Annotated in this window: 28 protein-coding genes and 2 tRNA genes; 16 read left to right on the top strand and 14 right to left on the bottom strand. The window is 72.0% G+C overall.

The window, feature by feature from the left end:
• Positions 1-34: 34 nt before the first annotated feature.
• The 4 genes from WFK95_RS11155 to WFK95_RS11140 all read right to left on the bottom strand — a co-directional run bounded on the left by WFK95_RS11155 (position 35) and on the right by WFK95_RS11140 (position 1521).
• A tRNA-Arg gene (locus WFK95_RS11155) sits at positions 35-107 on the bottom strand.
• A 38-nt stretch (positions 108-145) separates the two neighbouring features.
• A tRNA-Ser gene (locus WFK95_RS11150) sits at positions 146-237 on the bottom strand.
• 130 nt (positions 238-367) lie between these two features.
• Positions 368-889: a hypothetical protein gene (locus WFK95_RS11145; protein ID WP_224647765.1), complete on the bottom strand. Its 522-nt coding sequence runs from the start codon at positions 887-889 to the stop codon at positions 368-370.
• A 71-nt stretch (positions 890-960) separates the two neighbouring features.
• On the bottom strand, positions 961-1521 hold the full coding sequence (locus WFK95_RS11140) for an RNA polymerase sigma factor (RefSeq protein ID WP_224647766.1): 561 nt from the start codon (positions 1519-1521) through the stop codon (positions 961-963).
• 115 nt (positions 1522-1636) lie between these two features.
• Between WFK95_RS11140 and WFK95_RS11135 the strand changes: the two genes are divergently transcribed.
• From WFK95_RS11135 to WFK95_RS11095, 9 genes are all read left to right on the top strand, one after another.
• Positions 1637-2113, top strand: coding sequence for an Asp23/Gls24 family envelope stress response protein (locus WFK95_RS11135; protein ID WP_224647767.1), 477 nt, complete (start codon positions 1637-1639; stop codon positions 2111-2113).
• Positions 2110-2433 carry a hypothetical protein gene (locus tag WFK95_RS11130; protein WP_224647768.1) on the top strand — a complete coding sequence of 108 codons (324 nt, stop codon included), beginning with the start codon at positions 2110-2112 and terminating at the stop codon, positions 2431-2433. Before WFK95_RS11135 ends, WFK95_RS11130 begins: the two co-directional genes overlap by 4 nt.
• On the top strand, positions 2430-2615 hold the full coding sequence (locus WFK95_RS11125; protein WP_224647769.1) for a DUF2273 domain-containing protein: 186 nt from the start codon (positions 2430-2432) through the stop codon (positions 2613-2615). Before WFK95_RS11130 ends, WFK95_RS11125 begins: the two co-directional genes overlap by 4 nt.
• Positions 2616-2617: 2 nt before the next feature.
• Positions 2618-3409: a hypothetical protein gene (locus WFK95_RS11120; protein ID WP_224647770.1), complete on the top strand. Its 792-nt coding sequence runs from the start codon at positions 2618-2620 to the stop codon at positions 3407-3409.
• A complete protein-coding gene (locus WFK95_RS11115) occupies positions 3406-3996 on the top strand; it encodes an alkaline shock response membrane anchor protein AmaP (RefSeq protein WP_224647771.1) in 591 nt (196 codons plus the stop codon). The genes WFK95_RS11120 and WFK95_RS11115 overlap by 4 nt, the downstream gene beginning before the upstream one ends.
• Positions 3997-3998: 2 nt before the next feature.
• Positions 3999-4208 carry a CsbD family protein gene (locus WFK95_RS11110; RefSeq protein ID WP_224647772.1) on the top strand — a complete coding sequence of 70 codons (210 nt, stop codon included), beginning with the start codon at positions 3999-4001 and terminating at the stop codon, positions 4206-4208.
• Positions 4209-4328: 120 nt separating this feature from the next.
• Positions 4329-4514, top strand: coding sequence for a CsbD family protein (locus tag WFK95_RS11105; protein WP_224647773.1), 186 nt, complete (start codon positions 4329-4331; stop codon positions 4512-4514).
• Between the two features lie 120 nt (positions 4515-4634).
• Positions 4635-5693 carry a histidinol-phosphate transaminase gene (gene hisC, locus WFK95_RS11100; RefSeq protein ID WP_224647794.1) on the top strand — a complete coding sequence of 353 codons (1059 nt, stop codon included), beginning with the start codon at positions 4635-4637 and terminating at the stop codon, positions 5691-5693.
• Positions 5690-6124: an acyl-CoA thioesterase gene (locus tag WFK95_RS11095; RefSeq protein WP_082809595.1), complete on the top strand. Its 435-nt coding sequence runs from the start codon at positions 5690-5692 to the stop codon at positions 6122-6124. Before hisC ends, WFK95_RS11095 begins: the two co-directional genes overlap by 4 nt.
• Here the strand turns inward: WFK95_RS11095 and WFK95_RS11090 are convergent.
• From WFK95_RS11090 to WFK95_RS11080, 3 genes are all read right to left on the bottom strand, one after another.
• Positions 6097-7284, bottom strand: coding sequence for a hypothetical protein (locus WFK95_RS11090; RefSeq protein ID WP_224647774.1), 1188 nt, complete (start codon positions 7282-7284; stop codon positions 6097-6099). The two genes, WFK95_RS11095 and WFK95_RS11090, sit on opposite strands and share 28 nt — an antisense overlap.
• The gene (locus WFK95_RS11085) at positions 7265-8407 is read right to left on the bottom strand and encodes an acyltransferase family protein (protein ID WP_336670746.1); all 1143 of its coding nucleotides are present in this window, start codon (positions 8405-8407) and stop codon (positions 7265-7267) included. Before WFK95_RS11085 ends, WFK95_RS11090 begins: the two co-directional genes overlap by 20 nt.
• 77 nt (positions 8408-8484) lie before the next feature.
• Positions 8485-9450: a GlxA family transcriptional regulator gene (locus WFK95_RS11080; protein ID WP_336670745.1), complete on the bottom strand. Its 966-nt coding sequence runs from the start codon at positions 9448-9450 to the stop codon at positions 8485-8487.
• Positions 9451-9478: 28 nt separating this feature from the next.
• Between WFK95_RS11080 and WFK95_RS11075 the strand changes: the two genes are divergently transcribed.
• Positions 9479-10804: an MFS transporter gene (locus WFK95_RS11075; RefSeq protein ID WP_374201325.1), complete on the top strand. Its 1326-nt coding sequence runs from the start codon at positions 9479-9481 to the stop codon at positions 10802-10804.
• 39 nt (positions 10805-10843) lie between these two features.
• Here WFK95_RS11075 and WFK95_RS11070 read toward each other — a convergent pair whose 3' ends face one another.
• The 3 genes from WFK95_RS11070 to WFK95_RS11060 form a co-directional block, all read right to left on the bottom strand.
• Complete coding sequence (locus WFK95_RS11070; RefSeq protein ID WP_336670744.1) at positions 10844-11401, bottom strand: DUF6578 domain-containing protein; 558 nt, start codon at positions 11399-11401, stop codon at positions 10844-10846.
• Positions 11402-11573: 172 nt separating this feature from the next.
• A complete protein-coding gene (locus WFK95_RS11065) occupies positions 11574-12371 on the bottom strand; it encodes a DUF6578 domain-containing protein (protein WP_224647778.1) in 798 nt (265 codons plus the stop codon).
• Between the two features lie 129 nt (positions 12372-12500).
• Positions 12501-13208, bottom strand: a complete 708-nt coding sequence (locus WFK95_RS11060) for a hypothetical protein (protein ID WP_224647779.1) — start codon at positions 13206-13208, stop codon at positions 12501-12503.
• Between the two features lie 155 nt (positions 13209-13363).
• Between WFK95_RS11060 and WFK95_RS11055 the strand changes: the two genes are divergently transcribed.
• The gene (locus tag WFK95_RS11055; RefSeq protein ID WP_224647780.1) at positions 13364-13921 is read left to right on the top strand and encodes an FAS1-like dehydratase domain-containing protein; all 558 of its coding nucleotides are present in this window, start codon (positions 13364-13366) and stop codon (positions 13919-13921) included.
• Between the two features lie 22 nt (positions 13922-13943).
• Here the strand turns inward: WFK95_RS11055 and WFK95_RS11050 are convergent, their stop codons facing one another.
• Positions 13944-14729 (bottom strand): sulfite exporter TauE/SafE family protein, encoded by a 786-nt coding sequence (locus WFK95_RS11050; RefSeq protein ID WP_224647781.1) that lies wholly within the window; start codon positions 14727-14729, stop codon positions 13944-13946.
• 25 nt (positions 14730-14754) lie between these two features.
• Here WFK95_RS11050 and WFK95_RS11045 point away from each other — a divergent pair, with 25 nt between their 5' ends.
• Positions 14755-15264: a CGNR zinc finger domain-containing protein gene (locus tag WFK95_RS11045; protein WP_224647782.1), complete on the top strand. Its 510-nt coding sequence runs from the start codon at positions 14755-14757 to the stop codon at positions 15262-15264.
• A gap of 72 nt (positions 15265-15336) precedes the next feature.
• On the top strand, positions 15337-15966 hold the full coding sequence (locus WFK95_RS11040) for an LppU/SCO3897 family protein (RefSeq protein ID WP_224647783.1): 630 nt from the start codon (positions 15337-15339) through the stop codon (positions 15964-15966).
• Here WFK95_RS11040 and WFK95_RS11035 read toward each other — a convergent pair.
• Both WFK95_RS11035 and WFK95_RS11030 read right to left on the bottom strand, forming a co-directional pair.
• Entirely contained in the window at positions 15953-16945 is a 993-nt protein-coding gene (locus tag WFK95_RS11035) for a bile acid:sodium symporter family protein (RefSeq protein ID WP_336670743.1), read from the bottom strand. The genes WFK95_RS11040 and WFK95_RS11035 overlap by 14 nt on opposite strands.
• 67 nt (positions 16946-17012) lie before the next feature.
• Complete coding sequence (locus WFK95_RS11030; RefSeq protein ID WP_224647785.1) at positions 17013-17909, bottom strand: LysR family transcriptional regulator; 897 nt, start codon at positions 17907-17909, stop codon at positions 17013-17015.
• 121 nt (positions 17910-18030) lie between these two features.
• On the opposite strand from WFK95_RS11030, the gene WFK95_RS11025 reads away from it, so the two are divergent.
• Positions 18031-19818, top strand: a complete 1788-nt coding sequence (locus WFK95_RS11025) for an acyclic terpene utilization AtuA family protein (RefSeq protein WP_224647786.1) — start codon at positions 18031-18033, stop codon at positions 19816-19818.
• On the top strand, positions 19815-21302 hold the full coding sequence (locus WFK95_RS11020; protein WP_224647787.1) for a CoA transferase: 1488 nt from the start codon (positions 19815-19817) through the stop codon (positions 21300-21302). Before WFK95_RS11025 ends, WFK95_RS11020 begins: the two co-directional genes overlap by 4 nt.
• Here WFK95_RS11020 and WFK95_RS11015 read toward each other — a convergent pair.
• Positions 21291-22268: an oxygenase MpaB family protein gene (locus WFK95_RS11015; protein ID WP_224647788.1), complete on the bottom strand. Its 978-nt coding sequence runs from the start codon at positions 22266-22268 to the stop codon at positions 21291-21293. The genes WFK95_RS11020 and WFK95_RS11015 overlap by 12 nt on opposite strands.
• Positions 22269-22571: 303 nt before the next feature.
• Here WFK95_RS11015 and WFK95_RS11010 point away from each other — a divergent pair.
• A partial coding sequence (locus WFK95_RS11010; RefSeq protein ID WP_336670742.1) for an acyl-ACP desaturase occupies positions 22572-22761 on the top strand: 190 nt, incomplete at its 3' end.

Here is a 22761-nt window from a genome sequence, read left to right as displayed (position 1 = left end):
GCCGGGTCAGATGAACTGACCCGGCGTCTGCCTGTGCGCCCGAAGGGATTCGAACCCCTGACCTTCTGATCCGTAGTCAGATGCTCTATCCACTGAGCTACGGGCGCATACCCATATTCAATTCTCGCCGGTCCGAAGACCGACGTGGCGGAGGCGAGAGGATTTGAACCTCCGGTCCGGTGTTGGCCGGACAACTCATTAGCAGTGAGTCCCATTCGGCCGCTCTGGCACGCCTCCAAATCGGACGCGATGCGCGAGCGATCCTTACGGGTCACGCGCAACCGCCGAGCAGCTACATTACACAACCTCTCCGCAACCCACAAAACCGCTGGTCATCTTCCGTTCACGTGCGGGCCGCGCGGTGCGCTCAGATCGGCTCGGGCGTGAGCACGTCCTCCCAGGTGAGGTCGATGCGCACGTCGGCGGTGCCGACCATGCGCCGCACGACGTCGGCCGTCAGGGCGCGGAGTCGCTCGCCACCGTCGAACAGCGTGTGGGACCGGCCGTCGGCACCCACCGCGACGAGATGGACGTGCACGGCGGCGAGCGCACCTCCACCGAGATCGAGCGCGACATCGGCGACGGCTGCGGACTCGGCGGCCGCGGTGTCGGAGAGCGCCGCCGTGATCGCCTTCGAGAGGGCCAGCTCGGTCACCGAGACCCCCCGCCGCACCGTCGGGATCGGGCGGGAGCGCCGGGGCAGCGCGGAGACCTGCTGGGCGACGGCCTCGCGCAGCCGGTCGATCGCGTCCGCACCCCAGCGCGGATCGACTTCGGGCGCCTCGGCATCGGGTGCGGACAGCCCGGCGAGCCGACGCGTCGCGTCGGCAATCCAATCGGTGGCCTGCGCCGGTTCGGCGTCGCCACTCTCCACTCGCCTGAAACTCATCGCTCCCCCAGTGTGACCACGTCCTGTCGGATTGCACAACGGTCCGGCCTCCGTGGGCCGCGTCGGATCGCTCATGGCCAGTACTCCCCCAGCGTCTCCGCGAGCCGCTGCCGCGTCCGCTGGAGGTGGCCGCGCACCGACCCCTCCGTGGTCCGCAGGACGCCCGCGATCTCGGCGATGGACAGCCCGTCGACCTCGCGGAGCCACCACGCCGCGCGGGCCGGGTACGGCAGGCGCCCCAGCTCCCGGGCGAGCGCGTCGAGGAAGTCCCTATCGGTCGCCTTCTCGACGGGGCCGGGCTCCCGCGCGACGGCCTCGTCGACGGCCTCCGAATCGACCACGGGCGCGCGGCGACGCAGCACGTCAGCGGTCTTGCGGGCCGCGATCGAGAACAGCCACGTCCGCAGGGTCGAGCGGAAGGCGAAGCTCGGGAGCGCCTTCCACGCGGCGATGAGGGATTCCTGCACGATGTCGTCGCAGTCGCTGCGTTCGGGCATCGTCCGCGCGACGAAGCGATGCAGGGCGGGCGCGTGCCGCTGCACGAGCACGTCGAAGGCCGCGGCGTCGCCGCGCTGGGCGCGCCTCGTCAGGGTCTCGTCGGACAGCGACGGCAGCAGCTCCGAGTCGAACAACCACCCTCCAAATGTGAGATGGGTCACAATCGCGTGCCGATCTCCGCGAGACGGCGACTCACCCAGTGTGCCGGAACGGATCCCGGTACATCAGTCGACACAAGGGAGACCGAACATGACCTCGACCACCACCAAGCCCGCCGCGACCGCCGACGAGTCGAAGGCCGCGAAGCCCGGGACCGCGGTCGCGACGCAGGTCGGGCGCGGCAGCACCAACATCGCCGACGTGGTCGTGTCCAAGATCGCCGGTATCGCGGCCCGCGAGGTCGACGGTGTCTACGATCTCGGCGGCCAGGCCGCCCGCGTGGTCGGCCGCATCCGCGAGACCCTCCCCGGCGCACCGGACCTCACGCAGGGCGTCACCGTCGAGGTCGGAGAGCGGCAGGCCGCGGTCGACGTGACGATCGTCGCCGAGTACGGCGTCGCGATCCACGACCTGGCCGCCGGCATCCGCAGCAACGTCATCGACGCCGTCGAGTCCATGACCGGTCTCGAAGTGACCGAGGTCAACGTGACCGTCCACGACGTCCACTTCGCCGACGACGACGATGTCGCCACCGGCGAGGCGTCGGCGGAGTCGCGGGTCCAGTGAGCTCCGCACGCGCCGCCCGGGTCGACGGGGTCGTCGCCGCCGTGACGGCGATCGACGGCGTCGTGGGCGTCCACGCGGGCGGGCCCGGCTCCCCCGCCACGTACCTCCCGGGCCGGACGGTGCGCGGCGTCCGGCTCGACGACGACGGAGGACAGGTCTCCGTCGTGCTCGAGTTCCGGCGCGATCTCGACCTCGTCGACCTCGCGGACCGCGTCCGCGCGGCCGCCTCCGACGCCGCGGGGGTCCCCGTGGACGTCGTCGTATCCGACATCGCGGTGTCCGACCAGGGCACCGCAGCACCGAAGGAGTTCACCGCATGACGCCAGGACACTTCACCGTGTGGGGAGGCGTGATCGGCCTGCTCGTGGCGATCGCCATCGTGGTCGGCGGCCTGGTCGGCTTCCTCCTCGCGATCGTCCTCGGCACGGCCGGGGCGGCCGTGGGCGCACACTTCGACGGGCTCATCGACCTCACCGCCCTGCGGCGCCGCGACCGGAGCTGACCATGACCACCGAATCGGAGACCCCGGATGCCCCGGGCATCCCCGACGACACCGGCGCCGGGCGTGCCGCCGACACCGCGGGTCGCGGCCGCACCGTCATCGACGACCGCGTGCGGCGCCGACTGGTCGAGCACGCCGCGCTCTCGGTGCCCGGCACCGAGCGGGTCCGCGGGCTCACGACGCGGCAGCTGCCCGCGGTGCGCTTCGCCGACCGCGCCCGCAGTGACGTCGACGTGCAGATCGCCGCGCAGTGGCCGCTCGACTCCGCCCGGCTGGTTCCCGCGGTCCGCTCCGCGGTCGACGACGAGCTCGCCCGCAGCCTGGGCACGGCCCCGAAGGAGGTGCACGTGCACATCACCCGGATCAGCGACGAGCGCACCGGGTCTCGCGCCGCACTCGCGCACCACGCCGCCGTCGCCGCGACGGACGACGCGCCCACAGCCCGGGACCTGCGCCGTCACGCGCCGCGCCGCACCGCCGGCGCCAGCATCGCGACGGTGCCCCTGCTGCTCGCCGTCCTCGCGCTCGGCGTGATCGCGGTCCGCGACGCCCTCGTCTCGCTCGGCTGGGTCGCCGGGAGCCGCTGGATCGACGCGGTGCCCCGCATCGCCGACGACGTCCGCTGGTCGTGGTGGGCCTGGCCCGCGACGGTCGGCGCCATCGTGCTCGGCCTGCTGCTGCTGATCGCCGCGCTGAAGCCGCGCCGGCGCAGTCACACCCCCGTCTCCGACGAACTCTGGTTCCACCGGCGGATCGACCCCGACCGCCGCAGCGCCGAGGAGGTGGCCCGATGAAGGGCTCGACCCGCTTCATCGACCGGATCGTCGCCGGCCTCGTCGGGCTGGTGCTGCTCGGCGGCGGCCTGTGGGCGCTCGGCGACCGGCTCGGTCAGCGGACCGCGGCCGACGCCGCCGACCGCGTCTCGGTCCCGACGATCGTGCGCCTGCCCGACCAGCCGTGGTGGCCCGCCGTCACCGGCGCGGCCGGCGCGGTCCTGGTGCTGGTGGCGCTGTGGCTGCTGGTCCGGCACCTGCGCAGCTCCGCCTCGCGCACCGCGCACGTCCCGGGCGACGGCACCGTCGACCTCGGGCGGGTGGCCGACGCCGTCGCCGCTGACCTGGGGCGCAGCCCCCTGATCCGGCGCGCCCGCCCGTCGACCGTGATCGAGAAGGGCCGGCCCGTCATCCGGGTGGCGGTCGCGATCTCCCCCGGCGCACCCGTCGACGAGCTCACCGCCCTGGCGGCCGCCGCCCGCCACGACGTGGCCGCCGCGACCGGGCCCGACGTCGCGTTCCAGGTCCTCGTGAACGACCGGCGCGGCGACAGAAGACTGGGGGAACTCCCCCGAGATGAAGATCCAACGACCATCGAGAGGACGTGACCATGGGCATCGCAGACGACGCCAAGAACAAGGCTGAGGACCTCAAGGGGCGCGCCAAGGAGGCCGCGGGCGCGGCCACGGGCGACGACGATCTCAAGGCCGAGGGGCAGGCGGATCAGGGCCTCGCCGCAGCGAAGGAGAAGATCGCCGACGTCGCGGACAAGGTCAAGGAGGGCGTCGACGCCGTCAAGGACAAGCTCTCCGGAAACTGAAACCGCAGGTCCGTCGTGATCGCAATCGATAACCCTGCGCGGTTGTGCCGAACAGCGCACAATCAAAGCCTCGGGGATCCGCCTCGGGGGAACACATCGGGTGTATCGGAAGGATCACGCATGGGCATCGCAGACGACGCGAAGAACAAGGCCGAGGAGCTCAAGGGCCGCGCCCAGGAGGCCGCCGCGGCCGCCGGCGAGAAGGTCGACCAGGCCACCGCCGCCGCCAAGGAGAAGGCGGGCGAGTTCGGCGACAAGGTCAAGGGCGAGGCTGACTCCCTCAAGAACAAGCTCTCGGGCAACTGATCCGTTGCACCCACGGCCACCGGGGCCGGTCCGCGCGGACCGGCCTCGGTGGCCCCGGGGGCCGGGCCGTCGGTCTACCCTGGCCGAGTGGCCATTGAGAACTCCTCCCGTCCCGCGCCGCTGAGCATCCGCTCCGATCTCGACGCGCTCCCGGCGTACGTTCCGGGGAAGTCCGCGCCGGGCGCGATCAAGCTCGCCTCCAACGAGATCGTCGACGGTCCGCTGCCGTCCGTCGCCGCGGCCCTCGCCGGGGTGCTGCGCAGCGCCAACCGGTACCCCGACAACGGGGCGGTGGCCCTCAAGGCCGAGCTGGCGAAGCTCACCGGCGCCACGGAGGAGCAGCTGCACGCGGGCTGCGGCTCCGTCGCCCTCTGCCAGGACCTGGTCCAGGTCACCTGCCGCCCCGGCGACGAGGTGATCTTCGCGTGGCGCAGCTTCGAGGCCTACCCGATCGTGACCCGCGTCGTCGGCGCGACGCCGGTCCAGGTGCCCCTCACCACGGACCACGTGCACGACCTCGACGCCATGGCCGCCGCGATCACCGACCGCACGCGCCTGATCTTCGTCTGCAACCCGAACAACCCGACCGGCACGACGGTCTCCGAGGAGGCTCTCGAGGCGTTCCTGCAGAAGGTGCCGCCGCACGTGATCGTCGCCCTCGACGAGGCCTACTACGAGTACCACCGCGCCAACGAGCAGACCGGCGAGCGCATCGACGGCGCCGCCCTGATCGCCCGGCACCGCAACGTGATCGCCCTGCGCACCTTCTCCAAGGCCTACGGCCTCGCCGGCCTGCGGGTGGGCTACGCCATCGCCGATCCCGAGCTCATCGCCGCACTCACCAAGGTGCACCTGCCCTTCTCCGTCAGCGTGCCCGCGCAGGCCGCCGCCATCGCCTCGCTGCACGCGAACGACGAGCTGCTGGCCCGCACCGAGACCGTCGTCGCCGAGCGCGCCCGCGTCCGGGACGCGTTGCTGCAGGCCGGTTTCGAGGTCCCGCACACCCAGGCCAACTTCGTCTGGCTCCCGCTGGGCGCTGACTCGGTGCGGTTCACCACCGACGCCGCCGAGGCCGGCCTCCTGGTCCGGGGCTTCGACGGTGCCGGCGTCCGCGTCACCGTCACCGTGCCCGAGGAGAACGACGCCTTCCTCGCCTTCGCCACGAAGTGGCAGCGATGACCCTCGGCAAGTACGAGTTCGCCTTCACCGCACACGTTCCCGTCCGCTGGTCGGACATGGATGCGCTGGGCCACGTGAACCACGCGCGGATGGTCACGCTGCTGGAGGAGGCCCGCATCCAGTGGCTGCTCTCCGCCGGCGAGAAGTACGCGCCGCTGATCAAGAGCGCCTTCATCGCGGACGTCGCGATCAAGTACAAGGCGCAGCTGTACCACGAGGATTCGCCGGTGCAGGTGGGCATGTACATCGCGTCGAACCGCAGCGTCGACTTCACCATCGGCTACGAGGTCCGCGCGAAAGACGCCGCGCCGGAGTCGAAGCCGGCGATCCTCGCGACCACGCAGATGGCGGTCGTCGACATCGAGAAGCGCAGCCTGCGGCGTCTCACCGACGAGGAGAAGACCTACCTCGCGTCCTGGTCGCGCGGCTGAGCCGGCGCGGGCTTCCACGCCTTCGGCGCCTCCCCCGGAAGGGCCGAATCCGGTAGCGCCGCACCGGGCAGGGCGCGCCGCGTACCGTCGGGCAGCGCGGGCGGGAGGTCGCCCCGCGCGCCCATGATCTGCCCGGCGACGCGACGCGCACTCTGCGTGGAGATCTCGCGCTCGCCGGAGCGCTGCACCAGCTCGTGGATCTGCTGGTCGATCGACTCGATCGACAGGCGGCGCGGCCGTTTGGAATCGGCGACGTCCACGAGGTCACCCACGCGGGTGAGCGCAGTTACCCGATCGACGAGCTCCTCCCACACCGTGTCGAGCTCGCTCGACCGGGTGCCGTCGGCGAGGCCCGGCGCGTACCGCAGCTGGCCCCAGACGGACTTGAGCTGCACCACGTCGGCGGAGATCTGCACCAGGTCGGTCGGGAGGTCCAGTTGGCCGAGCTGTTCGTCGAACTCGCCGGAGCTCACCGACCGCGAGTAGCTGACCTTGTCGTAGACCAGGCCGGCGACGAAGAGCAGCACGTCGTACCGGTCCTCGAAGACGAGCAGGCCCTCGTCGGGCGCGCCGTGGCCGTCGACCCAGCCCGCGAGCTGCGGGGCGAGCCGCAGGGCCGGCCCGGCCACCCGCGCGACGGTCCGCGCCGCGACCGCGGCGGCCGACGGGGTGACCGGCAGCGGCGTCAGGCACAGTGCGTCGAACAGGGCGTCGCGCTCGTCGAGGTCGAGGTGCACCGCGTCCTTGCGGGCACGCCGCACGGCGCGGACGCCCGCGGCGAAGGAGATGCGGTTGAGGGTGAAGGCGTGCCGGAAGCCGGCGAGCTTGCGGCGGGCGTCGGCGCCGCGGACCGCGTCGGCGGCGGCCTTGGCCTGCTGCAACGGGTTCGGCGGGAGGCCGTCTGCCGAGGGCGGCGGCGCCTCGTGCTCGGCGATCCGGCTGAGCCGGCGCAGCTTGGCGTAGCCGCCGATGTCCGGGAAGGCGCGCTCGGTGTCGAACCGGTTGAGCACCACCTCGCGGGCCGCGGGCTGCAGGTGCCCCGCGGCGATGAGCAGTGCGGCCTCGTCGGAGAGCTCGCGCCGCGGCATGGGGATGGCGCGGGCGTCGCACCAGCGGCGCACCGGCGCCTCGATGTGCACTTCAGGCTCCTGCGCGGACATCCGTCACCCCCTTCTGCGTCGACGTGCGACCTTCATCATCCCCGAAGGGCAGGGCCGCGCGCAGCGCCCACGCGAGCACCACGCTCACGACGGAGGTCGCGAGGAAGGCCACGGCGATGTTCCCGGTGAACGGCCGCCAGCCGAAGACGTCGAGGAGCAGCACGTCCATGACGATGAGGTGCACCAGGAAGTACTCGTAGGAGATCCTGCCCAGCCACACCATCGGGCGGCTGCCGAGCAGCCGGTGGTACGGCGAGCGCGCACCCGGCGCCAGCCCGAGCGGGGCGATCAGCGCGGTCGCGATCAGCAGGTACAGCGCCGACTTCACGAGCGCCTCCACCTGGCTCGCCGGCACCATCGTCGGCGGGCCGCCGATCGCCGGCAGGGCGGAGACGACGAACGCCCCGAGGGCGACGGCGAGGCAGGCGGGCGTGGCCCACCGCGGCCACCGTCGGACCAGGGGGACCGCCACCGTCAGGGCCATCCCGCCGATGAACCACCACAGGTAGGCGGGCGGCCACATGCGCGCCGTGCGCTCGATGTCGGGCGCGATCATGATCCACACCGGGGTGATCGCGGCGACCGCGGCGAGGCCGGCCAGCATCCGCGCGGGCCGCCACCGGTAGCGGCACAGGACCGCGGTGAGCGCCCAGCCGATCAGCGGGAGCGCCAGGTAGAAGGCCACTTCCACGGCGAGGCTCCACGCCTGGGTGAGCCCGACCCGCAGGTGCCCGAAACCGTAGATCTGGGTGAAGGTGAGGTTGCGCAGGAGCCCGTCGATCCCGCCGCCCGACGGGTTCGGCTCGTGCCGGATCAGGCCCAGCGCGTAGACGACGACCACGACCGCCCAGTACGCCGGCACCACGCGCCGGAACCGGTGCCAGGCGTACCGTCGCAGGTCGGGCTGGTGGCCCGCACCCTCCTGCAGCAGCCGCACCCACGGCCGGAACAGCAGGAAGCCGGACAGTGCGAAGAAGATGGGGACGCCGATCTCGAACCGCGCCCAGAGGTGGCCGGCGAAGTCGTCGGTGTAGTGCCCCGTCGAGAAGGCGGCGTGCGTGAGGCACACCGTGGCCGCCGCGACGGCGCGCAGCCCGGTGAGCGGCGCTACCCGACTCTGCATCCCCTCATTTTGCCCGGTCCCGTCCGGGGTGCGTCCAGTGCCCGGGCTGCGTTCGCCCGGGCCCGACGGTGCGCCGCTCACGCCCCGGCTGCCTCCCGGAAGACGCGGCGGTAGCCGAGCGGCGTCATGCCGGTATCGCGCCGCAGGTGGGCCCGCAGGCTGGCGCCGGTACCCAGGCCGGAATCCCGGGCCACAGCGTCGACGGACAGCTCGCTGGTCTCCAGCAGCTCGCGGGCGCGGTCGAGACGGCGGCGCAGGATCCACGCGCCCGGCGTCTGCCCCGTCTCCTCGCGGAACCGCCGATTGAAGGTGCGCACCGACATTCCGGCGCGCCGCGCGAGCACCTCGACCGACAGGTTCTCGTGCAGGTTCCGGACGGCCCAGTCCCGCGGTTCGACGGTGCTGCCCGCCCCGCTGACCGGCACGGGGACGTCGATGAACTGCGCCTGCGTGCCCTCGCGGGCGGGCGGGACGACGCAGTGTCGCGCGACCTTGTTGGCGACGGCGGCGCCGTGGTCGCTGCGGATCAGGTGCAGGCACAGGTCGAGGCCGGCGGCGAGGCCGGCGGAGGTGAAGACGTCGCCGTCGTCGGTGAACAGGACGTGGTCGACGAGGCCGACGGCGGGGTAGAGCCTGCGGAGCTGGGCTCCGTACTTCCAGTGCGTGGTCACGCTCCGGCCGTCGAGCAGGCCCGCGGCGGCGAGCACGAAGGCGCCGGTGCAGATGGAGACGATGCGGGTGCCCGGGCGGATGGTGGCGAGGGCGGCGCGGATGTCGTCGGGGAGGGTGCCGTCGAACCGGGGGCCGTTGATCTTCGTGCCCGGCACGATCACCGTGTCGGCGAGGGCGAGGGCCTCGGGGCCCGCCTCGGGCGTGATCGTGTAGCCGCCCGTCGCGCGGACCGGATTCCGGTCGACGCCGCAGGTGATGACGCGGTAGAGGGGCCGGTCGGCCTCGTCGGTGGCCTCGGAGAAGCACAGCGGCGGGATCGCGGCGTCGAAGCCGACGATGGGTTCCAGCAGCAGGACGGCGACGGTGTGCATGGCATGATTCTTTCATATCTTGTCATTAATGCCACTGGTTCGCGGGCGCCGGATCCGGGAATCTAGTCCGGTGACTACACCGCTGAGGCGCCTGCGCGCGCCGCACTACGCCTGGATCGTGGCCGGCGTCGCCTTCGTGACGATGCTGGGTGCGGCCGGTTTCCGGTCCGTCCCCGGCGTGATGATGGACCCGCTGCACATGGAGTTCGGGTGGTCGCACGCGACGATCGGCGCGGCGATGTCGGTGAACATGGCGCTGTTCGGGCTCACCGCGCCGTTCTCCGCGGCGCTCATGGACAAGCTGGGCGTGCGCCCCGTAGTCATCGGCGCGCTGACGCTCGTCGCCGCCGGCACCGGGCTCGCGGTGTTCATGACCGACGCCTGGCAGCTGGTGCTGCTGTGGGGCGTGCTGGTGGGCCTGGGCACCGGCTCGTTGTCGACGGCCTTCGTCGCCACCATCGCGATGCGCTGGTTCGTCGCCCGACGGGGCCTGGTGACGGGCGTCCTCACCGCCGCCAGCGCCACCGGCCAGCTGATCTTCCTGCCCGTGGTCGCGGCGCTGTCCGAGGCGCACGGCTGGCGGACGGCCACGCTGGTGGTGACCGCCGTGGCGGTCGCGGTGATCCCCGTCGCCGGACTGTTCCTCCGGTCGTGGCCGGCGCAGTTGGGGCTCCCTCCCTTCGGCGCCGACGAGGTCGCACCCCCGCCGGAGCCGACGCGCGGTGCGGTGCGCGCGGCCTTCGCGGGGCTGGCGATGGGCGCACGGCGTCCCGCCTTCTGGCTGCTCGCCGCGAGTTTCGCCATCTGCGGCGCCACCACCAACGGCCTGCTGCAGACGCACTTCATCCCCGCCGCCGGCGACCACGGGATGCCCGCGACGACCGCCGCCTCACTGCTCGCGGTCATCGGCGTCTTCGACGTGGTCGGCACGATCGCGTCGGGCTGGCTCACGGACCGCGTCGACTCGCGGATCCTGCTGGTGGTCTACTACCTCGGCCGCGGACTCGCGCTCGCGCTGCTGCCCGCGCTGCTCTCCCCCGGCATCGCGCCCGGCCTGCTGGTCTTCATCCTGTTCTACGGCCTCGACTGGGTCGCGACGGTGCCGCCGACGATGGCGCTGGCCCGCGAGCACTTCGGCGAGTCGACGCCGGTGGTCTTCGGCTGGATCTTCGCCTCGCACCAGCTGGGCGCCGCGGTCGCGGCGTTCGGCGCCGGCTACATTCGCGACGCCTCGGGCGGCTACGACCCGGCCTTCTACACCGCGGGCGCGCTCTGCGTCGGCGCCGCCGCGATGTGCTGGGTGATCCCGCGCGCCCGCTCCCGCGCGGCCGAGCCGGAGCCCGTCGCCGTCTGATCTCCGGGTCGGGGCCGCGACGACGCGGCCCGCAACGACTCAGACCGCGGCGTCGGTGAACAGGCGCAGGCCCTCGGCCCGGACCTGCGCCGGATCCGCTGCCGGGACGACGCCCGCGAGCCGGACCCCGGCGACCACGCCCGCCGCCGCGGGCCCGCCCGCCTCGGGCCGGTCCTCCGGCCAGACCGTGGCCTCACGCACCTCGCGGTAGTCCACGGAGGCGGGGTCGATGTCGAGCTCGCCCGAACGCTCGCGCGCGTAGGTGCCGGTCTCCTCGAGCAGCACCTCGACGGTGCCGAGCATCGTCGGCGCCGGCCCGGCGTCGTGCCAGCCCAGGCTCACGATGAGGTCGGTGCGGTACGGGTCGGTCACGGAGAAGCCGAGCTGCGCGTACAGGTCGCCCACGCGGACCAGCCCCGTCTCGGGATCCCAGTCGAGCACCTCGGGCGCCGGATATCCGGGCCGCCGGCTGGGGTGCAGGGTGAGCGAACCGCGCACCGCGCCGCCGACGCGAGGTACCGCGCCGCAGCACTGGTACTCCCAGTTGGAGATGTGCACGTACAGCAGCGATACGTCCAGCGACAAAGGAGAATTCACGACTCTGCACCGGGCGTTCGGCGACCCGCAGGAGTGGTTCCGCGGGGTCCCGGCGTACCTCCGCGGCTATCGTAGCCACGCCGTCGTCGGACTGATGCGATTGCACTCGCCGTGGCGCTGAGATGCGCGCTCCAGCGGCGCGGGCCCGGCGTGTCGCCGGGGGTCGCGCCGCTCAGGCGCTCATCTCAGCGTCACGCGGATCGATGAGTAGCCGGACGAACAGTTCGGCGGGCGGATTCGCCGGATCGGGTCGGACGAACACCACACCGAAGAGCTGCCCGCCCATGTCGCTCATCGCGCTCGCCTGGAGCACCTCTCCACGGACCACGCCGATCATGTGCGCCAAGGAGCCGGTCTTGTCCAGCCGGTCGTCACCCAGGTCCACCTCGATCACGCTCCCCTCCTTCGGGAGCGCGGGCCCGAACAATTCCGTCGGGCCGGTGAGGTGCACCGTGCGACGGCCGCGTTCCTCGTCGGCGAGGCGCGCCTCGATCTCGTCCGGCGTCGGGACCCGCACTTCCGTGACCCGCAGCCCGACTACGACACCGATGGTCGCGGCACCGCCGCCCTCGAGCTGTTCCTCCGGCCAGCGCGTCGCTTCGTCGACGGCGGCAAACCCTCGCGACTCGGGATCCACCAGCAGCGTCCGATCGTCGCCGACAGGGAGGAACCGACCCGTCTCCTCGAGGACATGCTCGACGACGCCGGTCACAGCCGGACGTGCGTCGCGGTCGTGCCAACCGAGTCCGAGCCGCAGGTCCCCGACGGGCTCGTCGAGTCCGTACCCGAGCTGCGCGACGACGGCTCCGAGCTGCACCAGGCCACTGCGCTTGTCGAAGCCGGTGACCGGCGGGGCGAGGTAGCCGGGGATACCGCTCTCGTAGACGGTCAGGGTTCCGCTGAGCTCGGCACCGACGCGGGGCACCGTGCCGCAGCACTGGTACTCCCAGGTGTCGATGTGGACGTACACCAGCGGATCGTCAGAGGACGACGGAGTGTTCACAGAAGTCACCGGGCGATCGACGACCGCGGCGCGAAGGCCCCGGGGCCCGGTGTACCCGCGTTCAGATTAGCGAAGGCCGCACGCGGGATGCAAGATTCAGCAGAAGCCGCACTCGCCGTTGGCGGCGAGCTGGGTGAAGCAGTTGGGGCACAGTTTCGCCGGACGGGGCTCGGGCTTGGCAGGTGCGGCCTTAGCCGGCCGGGCCGACGGCGCCTTCGCCGCGCGCGGCGCCGCAGGCGTGCGGGCCTTGACGACGCGGCCGTTCGACGCGGCCTTCGCCGGCTTCACCTTCGCGACACGCGCCGCGGCGACCCGACGGGCCTCCTCCAGCTTGGGGGTGAGCTGCGGGGCCGCGCCGGCGGGCATCGTCGCCCCGAAGTGCAGGTAGCAGGCGAAACGCGCGGCGGCGGCGTGCTGGTCGAGGCTCTCGGGAACGGGCAGCCCGGCGGCGGCGACGGCGTAGGCGTAGCCCTCACCGACGGTCTGGTCGTGCGCGACCATCAGCGCGACGAGCGGCGGCTCCCCGGCGGCCTCGCAGCGGTCCGTCACGCGGCGCTGCAGCGCGGCGACCCACAGGCGCACGGGGGCGCGGGTAGCGATGCCGGCGTCGGCCTGCGCGCGGGCGGCGAGCTCGGCGAAGGAGATGAACGATCCGTACCGGCCGGCCAGCTCGACGAGGGCGGCATGCGCGGTGTCGGCCCAGAGGTCCAGCGCCTCGGAGAAGGGCACGGACAGTTCGTTGGCGGTGCGCCACGCTTCGAGGTCGGTCGGGTCTTCGGGGACTGCAGCACCGGCTTCGCTCACCGACTCATTTTACGGCGATCCATGGGGTGCAACGCAAACCGTCGACCTCGACGTGAACTCGGCCACACCCCCGCGCCCGCCGCGACCAAGGAGGCGCGGGGATTGTTGGAGGTTCGGACAAGTCATCCGCACGCGCGCGCCGATACCGTGGTCGGATGCCGAATGAAACCGCCACCGCCCCGCTGACCCCCGACGAGATCAGCGAGCGCACCGCGAGGGCCGTCGGCCACCACTACGTGTACGGCGACACCTACCTGGTGGGCCGCGAGAAGATTCGCGAGTACGCCCTCGCGTCTCAGTTCTCGGCCCCGGTGCACTTCGACGTCGAGGCGGCGCGCGCCGCCGGCTACTCCGACCTGGTCGCGCCGCCGATGCTCGTGAGCGTCGCGGGCATCGTCTCCAACCGCCCGCTCTTCGACGACTCCGTGATCGGGTACGGCGCCAGCCAGCTGATCCAGGCCGACGAGGCGATGACCTACCACCGACCCGTGGTCGCGGGTGACGAGTTGACCATCCATGTGTACGTCGACAAGCACCGCCGCGTCGGCGGGTACGACATGGTGACGCTCCGGAACGAGATGTACGCGCAGGACGGCGAACACCTGGTCACGCTCTCCACCACGCTCATCGGCGGCTCGCCCGACGGCGACGAGGCCGGGGACTTCAGCGAGGCCGCGAAGAGCGTGGTGATGCACGGCGTCGTCATCGCCTGACCGCGGCGACGCTGCCGGGCGGTCACAGCGCGAACTGCCGCACCACGTCGTAGCCGAGCTTGCAGATGAACGCCGAGACCACGACGAGGAAGACCACCTTGACGAAGCCGCTGCCCTTCGCGACGGCGGTCCGCGCGCCGAGGTAGCCGCCCGCGACGTTGGCGCACGCCATGGCGACGCCGAGCTTCCAGTAACCCGCGCCCTGGGGCAGGAAGACCACGAGCGAGGCGAGGTTGGTCGCGAAGTTGGCGACCTTCGCCTTCGCCGACGCCTCGAGGAAGGCGTAGCCCATGAGGCCGACCATCGCGAAGACCAGGAACGATCCGGTGCCCGGGCCGAGCGCACCGTCGTAGACGCCGATCGCGAACCCGGCCAGCCCTGCCGTCACGAGATGACGATGCCCGCGGTACCGCAGGTCGGTCTCGTCACCGAGGTCGGGCTGGCGCAGCGTGTAGACGAAGACCGCGATGAGCGCGGCCAGGATGATCGGGTTGAACGCCGACCGCGGGATGTGCGAGGCGATGAGCGAGCCCGCGATCGCGCCGGCGAACGCGGGTACCGCCAGCGCGACGGCGGTCCGCCAGTCCGGCCGCACGCGCCGCCAGTAGGTGATGCTGCTCGTCGTCGTGCCCGCGATCGAGGCCATCTTGTTCGTCGCGAGCAGATGGATCGGCGCGGCCGTCGGGAAGGCGATGAGCAGCGCGGGGAGTTGGATCAGCCCGCCCCCGCCCACGACGGAGTCCACCCAGCCCGCGGCGAGGGCCGCGAACAGGAGCAGGATCAGCGTCGTCGTGGTGATGTCGGGCACCGGTCGATCGTGCTGTAATGGCCTTGTGCACATCAACCCTTACGGCGAGGGCCCCGTTCTCCTCGCGGTCGACCTGGCAAACGCTCCGGCCGTCGACCTCGACGACCTGGTCCGACGGTGCGGTGCGCACGACATGCTCGTCGAGACCGTCGGCGCGGAGGACTTCGCCGGCTGTCGCGCCCTGATCGACGCGTGGCTCACCGTGGTGGACGCGGACGACGTCGCGACCCGCGTCGCGCGACTCAACGCGCTGCTCGCGGAGCACGCCTCCCACCCGCGCGTCACCGACCACGCCGGCACCGGCTGGCACATCCACTACCGCGAGTCCGGCGCGACGCTCACCGGCCAACTCGCCGTTCTGATCCTCACCGGGACGGCGCTGCACCTGACCACGCGCGGCATGAGCCGGCTGGGGCGGTGCGCCTCGTCGGACTGCGCAGCGGTGTTCGCGGACGTCTCCCGCAACGGCCGGCAGCGGTACTGCTCGCCGCGCTGCGGCAGCCGGGAGGCGGTGCGCCGCCACCGCGCGGCCTGACCCGGCGACGAATACTGTATTCCAAGTCACAGGATTTGATATTCCGAACGAGGGTTGTCGATACTTGCCCTCATGACCATCCCCACCGCCGGCCCGACGTGCCGGTTCTGCGGCGCCGCACCCGCCCTCGAGACGACGGTGCGCGGCCACCAGGGCTTCCTCATCGCGATGCGTTTCCTCAAGCAGAAGGGCCCGTTCTGCCGTACCTGCGGCATCGCGACGGTCCGGGACATGTCCGCGAAGAGCCTCTGGCAGGGCTGGCTGACGCTGGTCTCCGTCGTCGTCAACCCGCTCACCCTGCTGTGGAACCTGTCCGTGTGGGTGCGCCTGCGTCGCCTCCCCGAGCCGCAACCCGCCTCGGCGCCGCACCTGGATCCGGGCAAGCCGCTGTACCAGCGGCTCGCGATGCTGGGCCTGCTCATCCCGGTGGCGATGATCGGCACGATCGCCTACTTCGGCCAGCGCGACGTGGCGGGAGCAACGGTCGGCGACTGCGTCTCGATGTCGGGCACGGGGAGCAACGCCGATTCCGACAAGGTGGACTGCTCCGATGCGAGCGCCCGGTACCGGATCGTCGGCAAGCTGAAGAACACGACCGACGACACCGGCTGCGCGGAGTATCCGACCGCCACGGTGTCCTACACGATGAAGCGCAAGACCGGATCGATCGTCGTGTGCCTGGAGCCGCTCAAGGCCGAGTAGTCGACTCGTCCGCAAGCGGCCTGCGCGCCAGCCAGGCCGCGACAACCGCCCCGGAGATGTTGTGCCACAGCGAGAAGACCGCCGACGGCAGCGCCGCGAGGGGCGAGAAGTGGGCGGTGGCCAGCGTGGCTGCCAGGCCCGAGTTCTGCATGCCGACCTCGAACGCGAGGGCGCGGCGGGCGCGGTCGTCGAGGCGCCCCACCTTGCCGGCCAGGTAGCCCAGGCCCAGCCCGAAGCCGTTGTGCAGCACTACTGCGAGGAAGACGATGCCGCCCGCCGCGGCGAGCTTGCTCGCGCTGCCGGCCACAACGATCGCGACGATGAAGGCGATGACGAGCGCGGACGCCCACGGCAGCACGGGAAGCGCCCGCGCGACCAAGCTCTTCGCGAATCGCCGCGCCAGGACGCCGAGGATCACCGGCAGCAGAACGGTTTTGACGATGTCGAGCACCATGCCGCCGGCGTCGATGGGTAGGTAGGAGCCCGCGAGGAACAGCACCAGCAGCGGCGTCACGATCGGGGCGATGAGCGTGGAGACGCTCGCCACCGCGACCGACAGCGCGACGTCGCCCTTGGCCAGGAAGGCCATGACGTTCGACGCCGTGCCGGACGGCGCGCAGCCCACGAGGATCACGCCCACCGCCAGCTCGGGCTCGAGGTTCAGGCCGTGGGCGATGACCCAGCCCGCGCCCGGCATGATCACGTAGTGCGCGACGATGCCGAGCACGACCGCCCAGGGCCGCTTCGCCACGGAGGCCAGGTCGGGCGGGGTCAGGGTGAGGCCCATGCAGAACATGATCACGCCGAGCAGGTAGGGCACCGAGGGCGCGAGCGGCGTGAACGTGCTCGGCGTCAGGTAGCCCACGACGCCCGCCACCAGGACCAGGAGCGGGAAGACAGTGACCGCCGTCCGCGCGATCCGTGCCTCCGCCGCGAGGGCGGGGTTGTCGGGGGTTCCGGGCGGCGGGGACGCAGACATTCTTCGATAGTCTCACTTCAAGCGTCGAGCCCGGTCACGCGGCCCGACGGTGCCGCGGGGCCCGGTCTCAGACCACGGTCGGTCCGTCCGGAACCGCGCGCCCGATCGCGGCGACGGCGTCGCGAACGCGGGGATCGGCGACGATTCCCGCAGTGCTCCATGCGGCGTGCGTGGAGAGCGATCCGGCACCGTCGACCTCGAGGAAGACGACATCCTCGTCGCGGAGCAGTCGTGCGGCGGTCCCCGTGTCGCGGGTCGAGAGCGTGAAGGCCTGGCCGGCTGCCACGAGCTGCGCGACTCCGGCGAAGTTGGAGTCCGCGACGGTCGCGCGTCGATGCACTCCCGCAGCGCGGAGCGCCTCGTCCAGGCGCCCGTACAGCGCCGGCGCGGCTGTCATGTCGATCGACGCGAAGGCGAGGTCGGCGAGCTCCGACAACCGCACGGACGTCCGATCGCCGAGGGCGGTACCGCGGCCCACCACCGCGTAGCTGCGTCGCCGCTCGAGCAGGACGGAGTCGATGCCCGGCTCCTCGATCGGGCCGTGCGCGACCGCGAGTGCCAGGTCGCCGGCGCGCAGGCTCACGAGGAGCGGACCGGTGTGGGCCGGTGCGAGCGCGACCTCGACGCCGGGGCAGGCCTCGGCGACGGCGCCGAGCACGAGGTCCCGGGCCTCTGCCGAGACGTCGGGTGCGATACCGACGGTCATCCGGGCGGGGGCCGCCGACGCGGCGATCGCGTCGAACCGCGCCAGCACGTCCGCCGCGCGGGTCAGCAGGTCGGCGCCGTCCGGCGTGAGATCCACGCGATGGTGCGTCCGAACGAACAGCGTCGTACCCAGCTCGCGCTCCAGATCGCGGATCCGGCGACTCAGCGGCGACGCCGCCATGTGCAGGCGCTCGGCGGCGCGGGCGATCGTGCCCTCCTCCGCGACGGCCACGAAGTACCGCAGGTGCCGGATCTCCACCCCGACAGCGTAGGCATAACCGGACCGCCGCGGTCCGGCTCCGGCGTCGGAAACGGTCCTGGTCCGACGGTGCCCGACGGCCTACCGTCGGACGGGAACGACGTGAGAGACGGAGGCGGACATGGACCAGCGACCGGTGCGGATCGCGAACTTCTCGGGGTACCTCGGGGATCGCGCGACCGCGATCGACGAGGTGATGGCCGGCGACCCCGTGGACGTGCTGGTGGGCGACTACCTGGCCGAGATCACCCTCGCGGGGCTGGTCGCCGCGCACCGGGCGGATCCGAGCGCCGGCTACGTCCCCGTCTTCGTCGACCAGCTCCGTCCCCACCTCGGCGCCGTGGCCGAGCGCGGGCTCAAGGTCGTGACCAACGCGGGCGGCTTCAACCCCGCCGCGCTCGCCTCCGTCCTGCGCGAGGAGGCGCAGCGGGCCGGCGTCGAGCTGTCGGTCGCGCACGTCGAGGGCGACGCGGTCTTCGACCGCCTCGACGAGCTCGTCGCCGCCGGCCACCGGCTGGACAACCTGGACGACGGTGCGCCCATCGCCGGGTGGCGGGCCACGCCCGTGGCCGCGAACGCGTACCTCGGCGGCTGGGGCATCACCGCCGCGCTCGCGGCGGGCGCCGACATCGTGGTCTGCGGCCGGGTGACCGACGCTTCGCTGATCACGGGGCCCGCGGCGTGGTGGCACGGCTGGGGCCGTGAGGATTTCGACGCGCTCGCCGGCGCCGTGGTCGCGGGCCACGTCATCGAGTGCGGCCCGCAGGCGGTCGGCGGCAACTTCTCCGGCTTCACCGGCATCGGCGACCTGCGCCGCCCCGGCTTCCCCGTCGCCGAGATCGTCGCCGATGGCACCGCCGTCATCACGAAGCACGCCCGCGACGGCGGCACCGTCACCGTGGACACCGTCACCGCGCAGCTCGTCTACGAGATCCAGGGGCCGCAGTACCTCAACCCGGACGTCACCGTCGACCTGCAGCACGTCCGCCTCGACCAGGACGCCCCGGACCGGGTGCGCGTCTCCGGCGCCACGGGCGCCCCGCCACCTCCGACCACCAAGGTCGCCGCGTTCGGCGTGGTCGGCCACCGCGTGGTGGGCACCGTCTTCGCCACGGGCACCGAGGTTCCCGCGAAGGTCGAACTGCTGCGGTCCCAGCTGGACCTGGACCGGCCGGACGGCGTCACGGTCACGGTGACCCAGGTTGGCGTGCCGGCCGACGATCCCGAGACCCAATGGGAAGCCACCGTCGCGCTGCGCGTCCTGGCCACCGCGCCGGATGCCACAACCCTCGCCGACTACAACCTTGTTCGCCGTCTCGGCAGCCTCTACCTGCAGAGCTTCCCCGGCATCTTCCACGACGGCGCCTCCGTGCTGCAGGGCAGGCCCGTGCCGATCGTCGACTACTGGCCGGGCCTGCTGCCGACCGCGGCGCTCGCGCACCGCGCCGTCCTCGCCGACGGCACCGCACTCGAGATCGGGCCCCCGGAGCGGACGCAGTCACCGGCTCAACCCGTCCACCCGGAGCCCGATGCCGCCCCGGAATCGGTTCCGACGGTGTCGGTTCCACTCGGCGTCGTGGCCCACGCCCGCAGCGGCGACAAGGGCGGCAACAGCAACGTCGGCATCTGGGCAGCGGACGCCGCGGCCTGGCCCTGGCTGCGCCGCTTCCTCAGCACCGACGAGGTACGCCGACTCTTCCCGGACGCCAAGGGCCTGGACATCGTCCGGCACGAGTTCCCCGAACTCCGCGCGGTGCACTTCGTCTTCCGGGGCCTGCTCGGCACCGGGGGTTCCTCGAACGACCGGATCGACCAGGTGGGCAAGGCCGTCGGCGAGTATCTGCGCTCCCGCGTCGTCCCCGTACCCGAATCCGTTCTCTCCACCACCGCTACGGAGGCCCGACGATGACCGACCCTCTCGCCGAACGCATCCGGGCCACGGTCGCCGCCCCGGCCACCGACGACACCTACGACCTGAACGCCGCCCTCGACGAGGTGCTCGCCGGCCTCGGCATGTCGGCGGAGGACACCGGCGGCGCCATCCGGTTCCGCGGCGCGGACCCCGTGGTGCCCAGTACGTTGCGCATCGGCGGCGCCACCTCGATCGCCCTGGCCGCGAAGTCCGCGGCGGTCGCGAAGCTGTGGCGGCTGCGCGGCGGCGAGGGGCAGGACATCGACATCGACATCCGCCCGACGCCGCATCGCCTGTGCCCCTTCTACGACCGGCGCTGGGAGCTGGTGAACGGGTACCCGGCGGCATCGTCGGCCAATGCCACCAACGCCTTCGGCTTCCGCTTCTACCGCACACGCGACGAGCGGTGGGTGATGCCGCTCAACCCGTATCCGAAGATCAAGGTCGCGGCGCAGAACCTGCTCGGCGTCCCCGAGGACGAGGACGCGGTGGCCGCCGCGGTCGCGCGGTGGGACGGCCTCGAGCTCGAGGAGGCGGCCGCCCGGGCGGGTGTCGTGCTCCCGATGCTGCGCACCGCCGAGGAGTTCCTCGCGCACCAGCAGTACCTCGAGGGTGTGGCCGGAGCACCGCTGGTGGAGATCACGAAGATCGGTGACTCGGAACCGGAGCCACTGCCGCCGGGCGAGCAGCCGCTGTCCGGGATCCGTGCGCTCGGGATGGGGCACGTCATCGCCGGCGCGGGCGCGGGGCGCTCCCTCGCGCTGCACGGCGCGGACGTGCTCAACGTCTGGCGGCCGGGCGAGCACGAGCACGACACGACGTACGTCACCGCCAACGTCGGGGTCCGTTCGTGCGTCCTGAGCCCGTACCGCGAGGAGGGCGCCGCCCGCCTGCGCGAGTTGGCCGACGGCGCCGACGTCTTCTACGCGAACCGGCGGCCGGGCTACCTGGCCTCGATCGGGATGTCCGCGGAGCAGATGGCCGAGCGCCGGCCCGGCATCGTCCACGCGACCGCGTCGCTGTTCGGCACCGGCGGCCCGTGGACCGACCGCGTGGGCTTCGACCAGACGGCCGGCAGCCTCGTCGGGATGATGAACCTGGAAGGCGGCGAGGGCGATCCGGCGCTCCCTCCGATCCTCGTGGTGAACGACTACATCGTCTCCTGGCTCATGGCAGCGGGCATCACGGAGGCGCTCGCGCGGCGTGCCGTCGACGGCGGCAGCTACCGCGTGCACGTCTCGCTGGTGCGGGCCGCGCTCTGGGTCCTCTCGCTCGGCGTCTTCGACCGCGAGTACGCGCACGCTATCGCCGGCACTTCCGGCGATCACGAGTACCTGCCGCCCGAGATCTTCACCGCCGCCACGCCACTGGGGCAGTTCCAGGGCGTCACCGATCAGGTACGCATGTCGGCGACTCCGGGCGCGTACCGCACCGTGCTGGTGCCGCGCGGGTCGAGTGCCGCGGAGTGGCTACCGGCCTGAGCCCGTCGGCGGACCGTCGGACCGGCGGCGGTTCCGGCGACGCTCGGCCGGCGTGCGCCCCTGCTCGCCCAGCGGCGCGTCGAGGATCTTCTCGGGCCCGAGGATCGACCCGCGCAGGCGCAGCCTCAGGCGGAGGTCGAGAAGCAGGACCTGGGAGTACGTGCGGATCGCGTGCGGGTTCACGACGTCGGCGACGCGCAGTAGCCGGAGCAGCCGGTCGAACCACAGTTGCTCGGCCTCGGACCACTCCCACCCGAGCATGTCCCGGAACTCGGGCGGGAGGTTGCCGCGGGTGAGGAAGTGATTGAGCGGGCCGAAGACCTTCGCCAGCACCCATCCCGGGGCGCCGAGTGCCTCGTTGAGGAACATGAAGTCCGAGAGGGACTTCAGGTCGTCGCGCACCTCCGGGGCGATCGCGAGGCGGGGCAGCATCGAGTCCCAGTAGTCCTCGAACTCCTGCCAGCTCTGCGGCCACTCGGCCTCCCTGACGTTGACGCCGGTAGCGAGAGGGGCGGCGACGGGGGTGAGGACGTCGAGGGTGGCGCGGTCGAGCGGGCCGTAGAGGAACTCGTACTGATCGATGTAGAAGCGGTACAGGCACGCCGCCACCCAGAGCTGAAGATCGCGTGCGTTGCCGCTGTACTTGACCGGGCTGCTCGCGGTCGAGTGGACGTGCGCGTGCACCTTCCGCATCTCCTCCCGGAAGGCCGAGCGGTCGGACTCGTTCCCGACCACCGAGACCACGAGATGCTGCCCCGTCGTCCGCAGACGCTTGAAGGGCCTGCGGCGGGGGCTCCCGGAGACCACCCGGCTCTCGTGCACGCCGTGTCCGACCGGAGGCAGCGCGAGCTGCATGATGATGTTCGCGACTCCGCTCGTGAATCCCACGAACGTCATCAGATCCGCCAGCGTCTCCGGCTGCCGTGCGCGCCGGGAGCGGGTCAGAGCCTGATCGATGACAGCCATATCCCTATCATGCAGTCGCAATCCTGGATGCGGAAGGAAATCGAGAACATTCGATAACTTCGCAGGAGCGGCCGGGGCGGTAGCCGAGGCGACTACCTGGTCGGGCCGCCTATCGGTGGTCGGCCGGCGCATCGACCAGGAATGGGACGCAGCGGCTGTACAGTCGACACAGCACACCGACGTCTCGCAGGTAGTTCCATCACTTCGTCAGACGCCCGATGTCGGTGCCCGACTTCTCGGTGGAGTTCCCACGCTGAGGATCCTCAGAGTGCCGGACCGGCACGACATCGATTGGAGCCAGCGATGGCACCCAGTTCCACTCCGTACGGCTCCGGCGCGAGCCTCGTCTCGACCCGCCCGATGACCCAGCTGGAGCTCCTTAAGGAGCTCTCCGGTGTCGCCGAGGACAACGTCAACCGCCATCTCTCGATGACGAAGGACTGGAGCCCCCACGACTACATCCCGTGGTCGGACGGCAAGAACTTCGCCGCCC

This window comes from Tsukamurella sp. USMM236, from assembly GCF_037148755.1.
Classification (GTDB): domain Bacteria; phylum Actinomycetota; class Actinomycetes; order Mycobacteriales; family Mycobacteriaceae; genus Tsukamurella.
The sequence above is the reverse complement of the archived record's forward strand: the minus strand, read 5'-3'. Positions and strand labels throughout refer to the sequence as shown.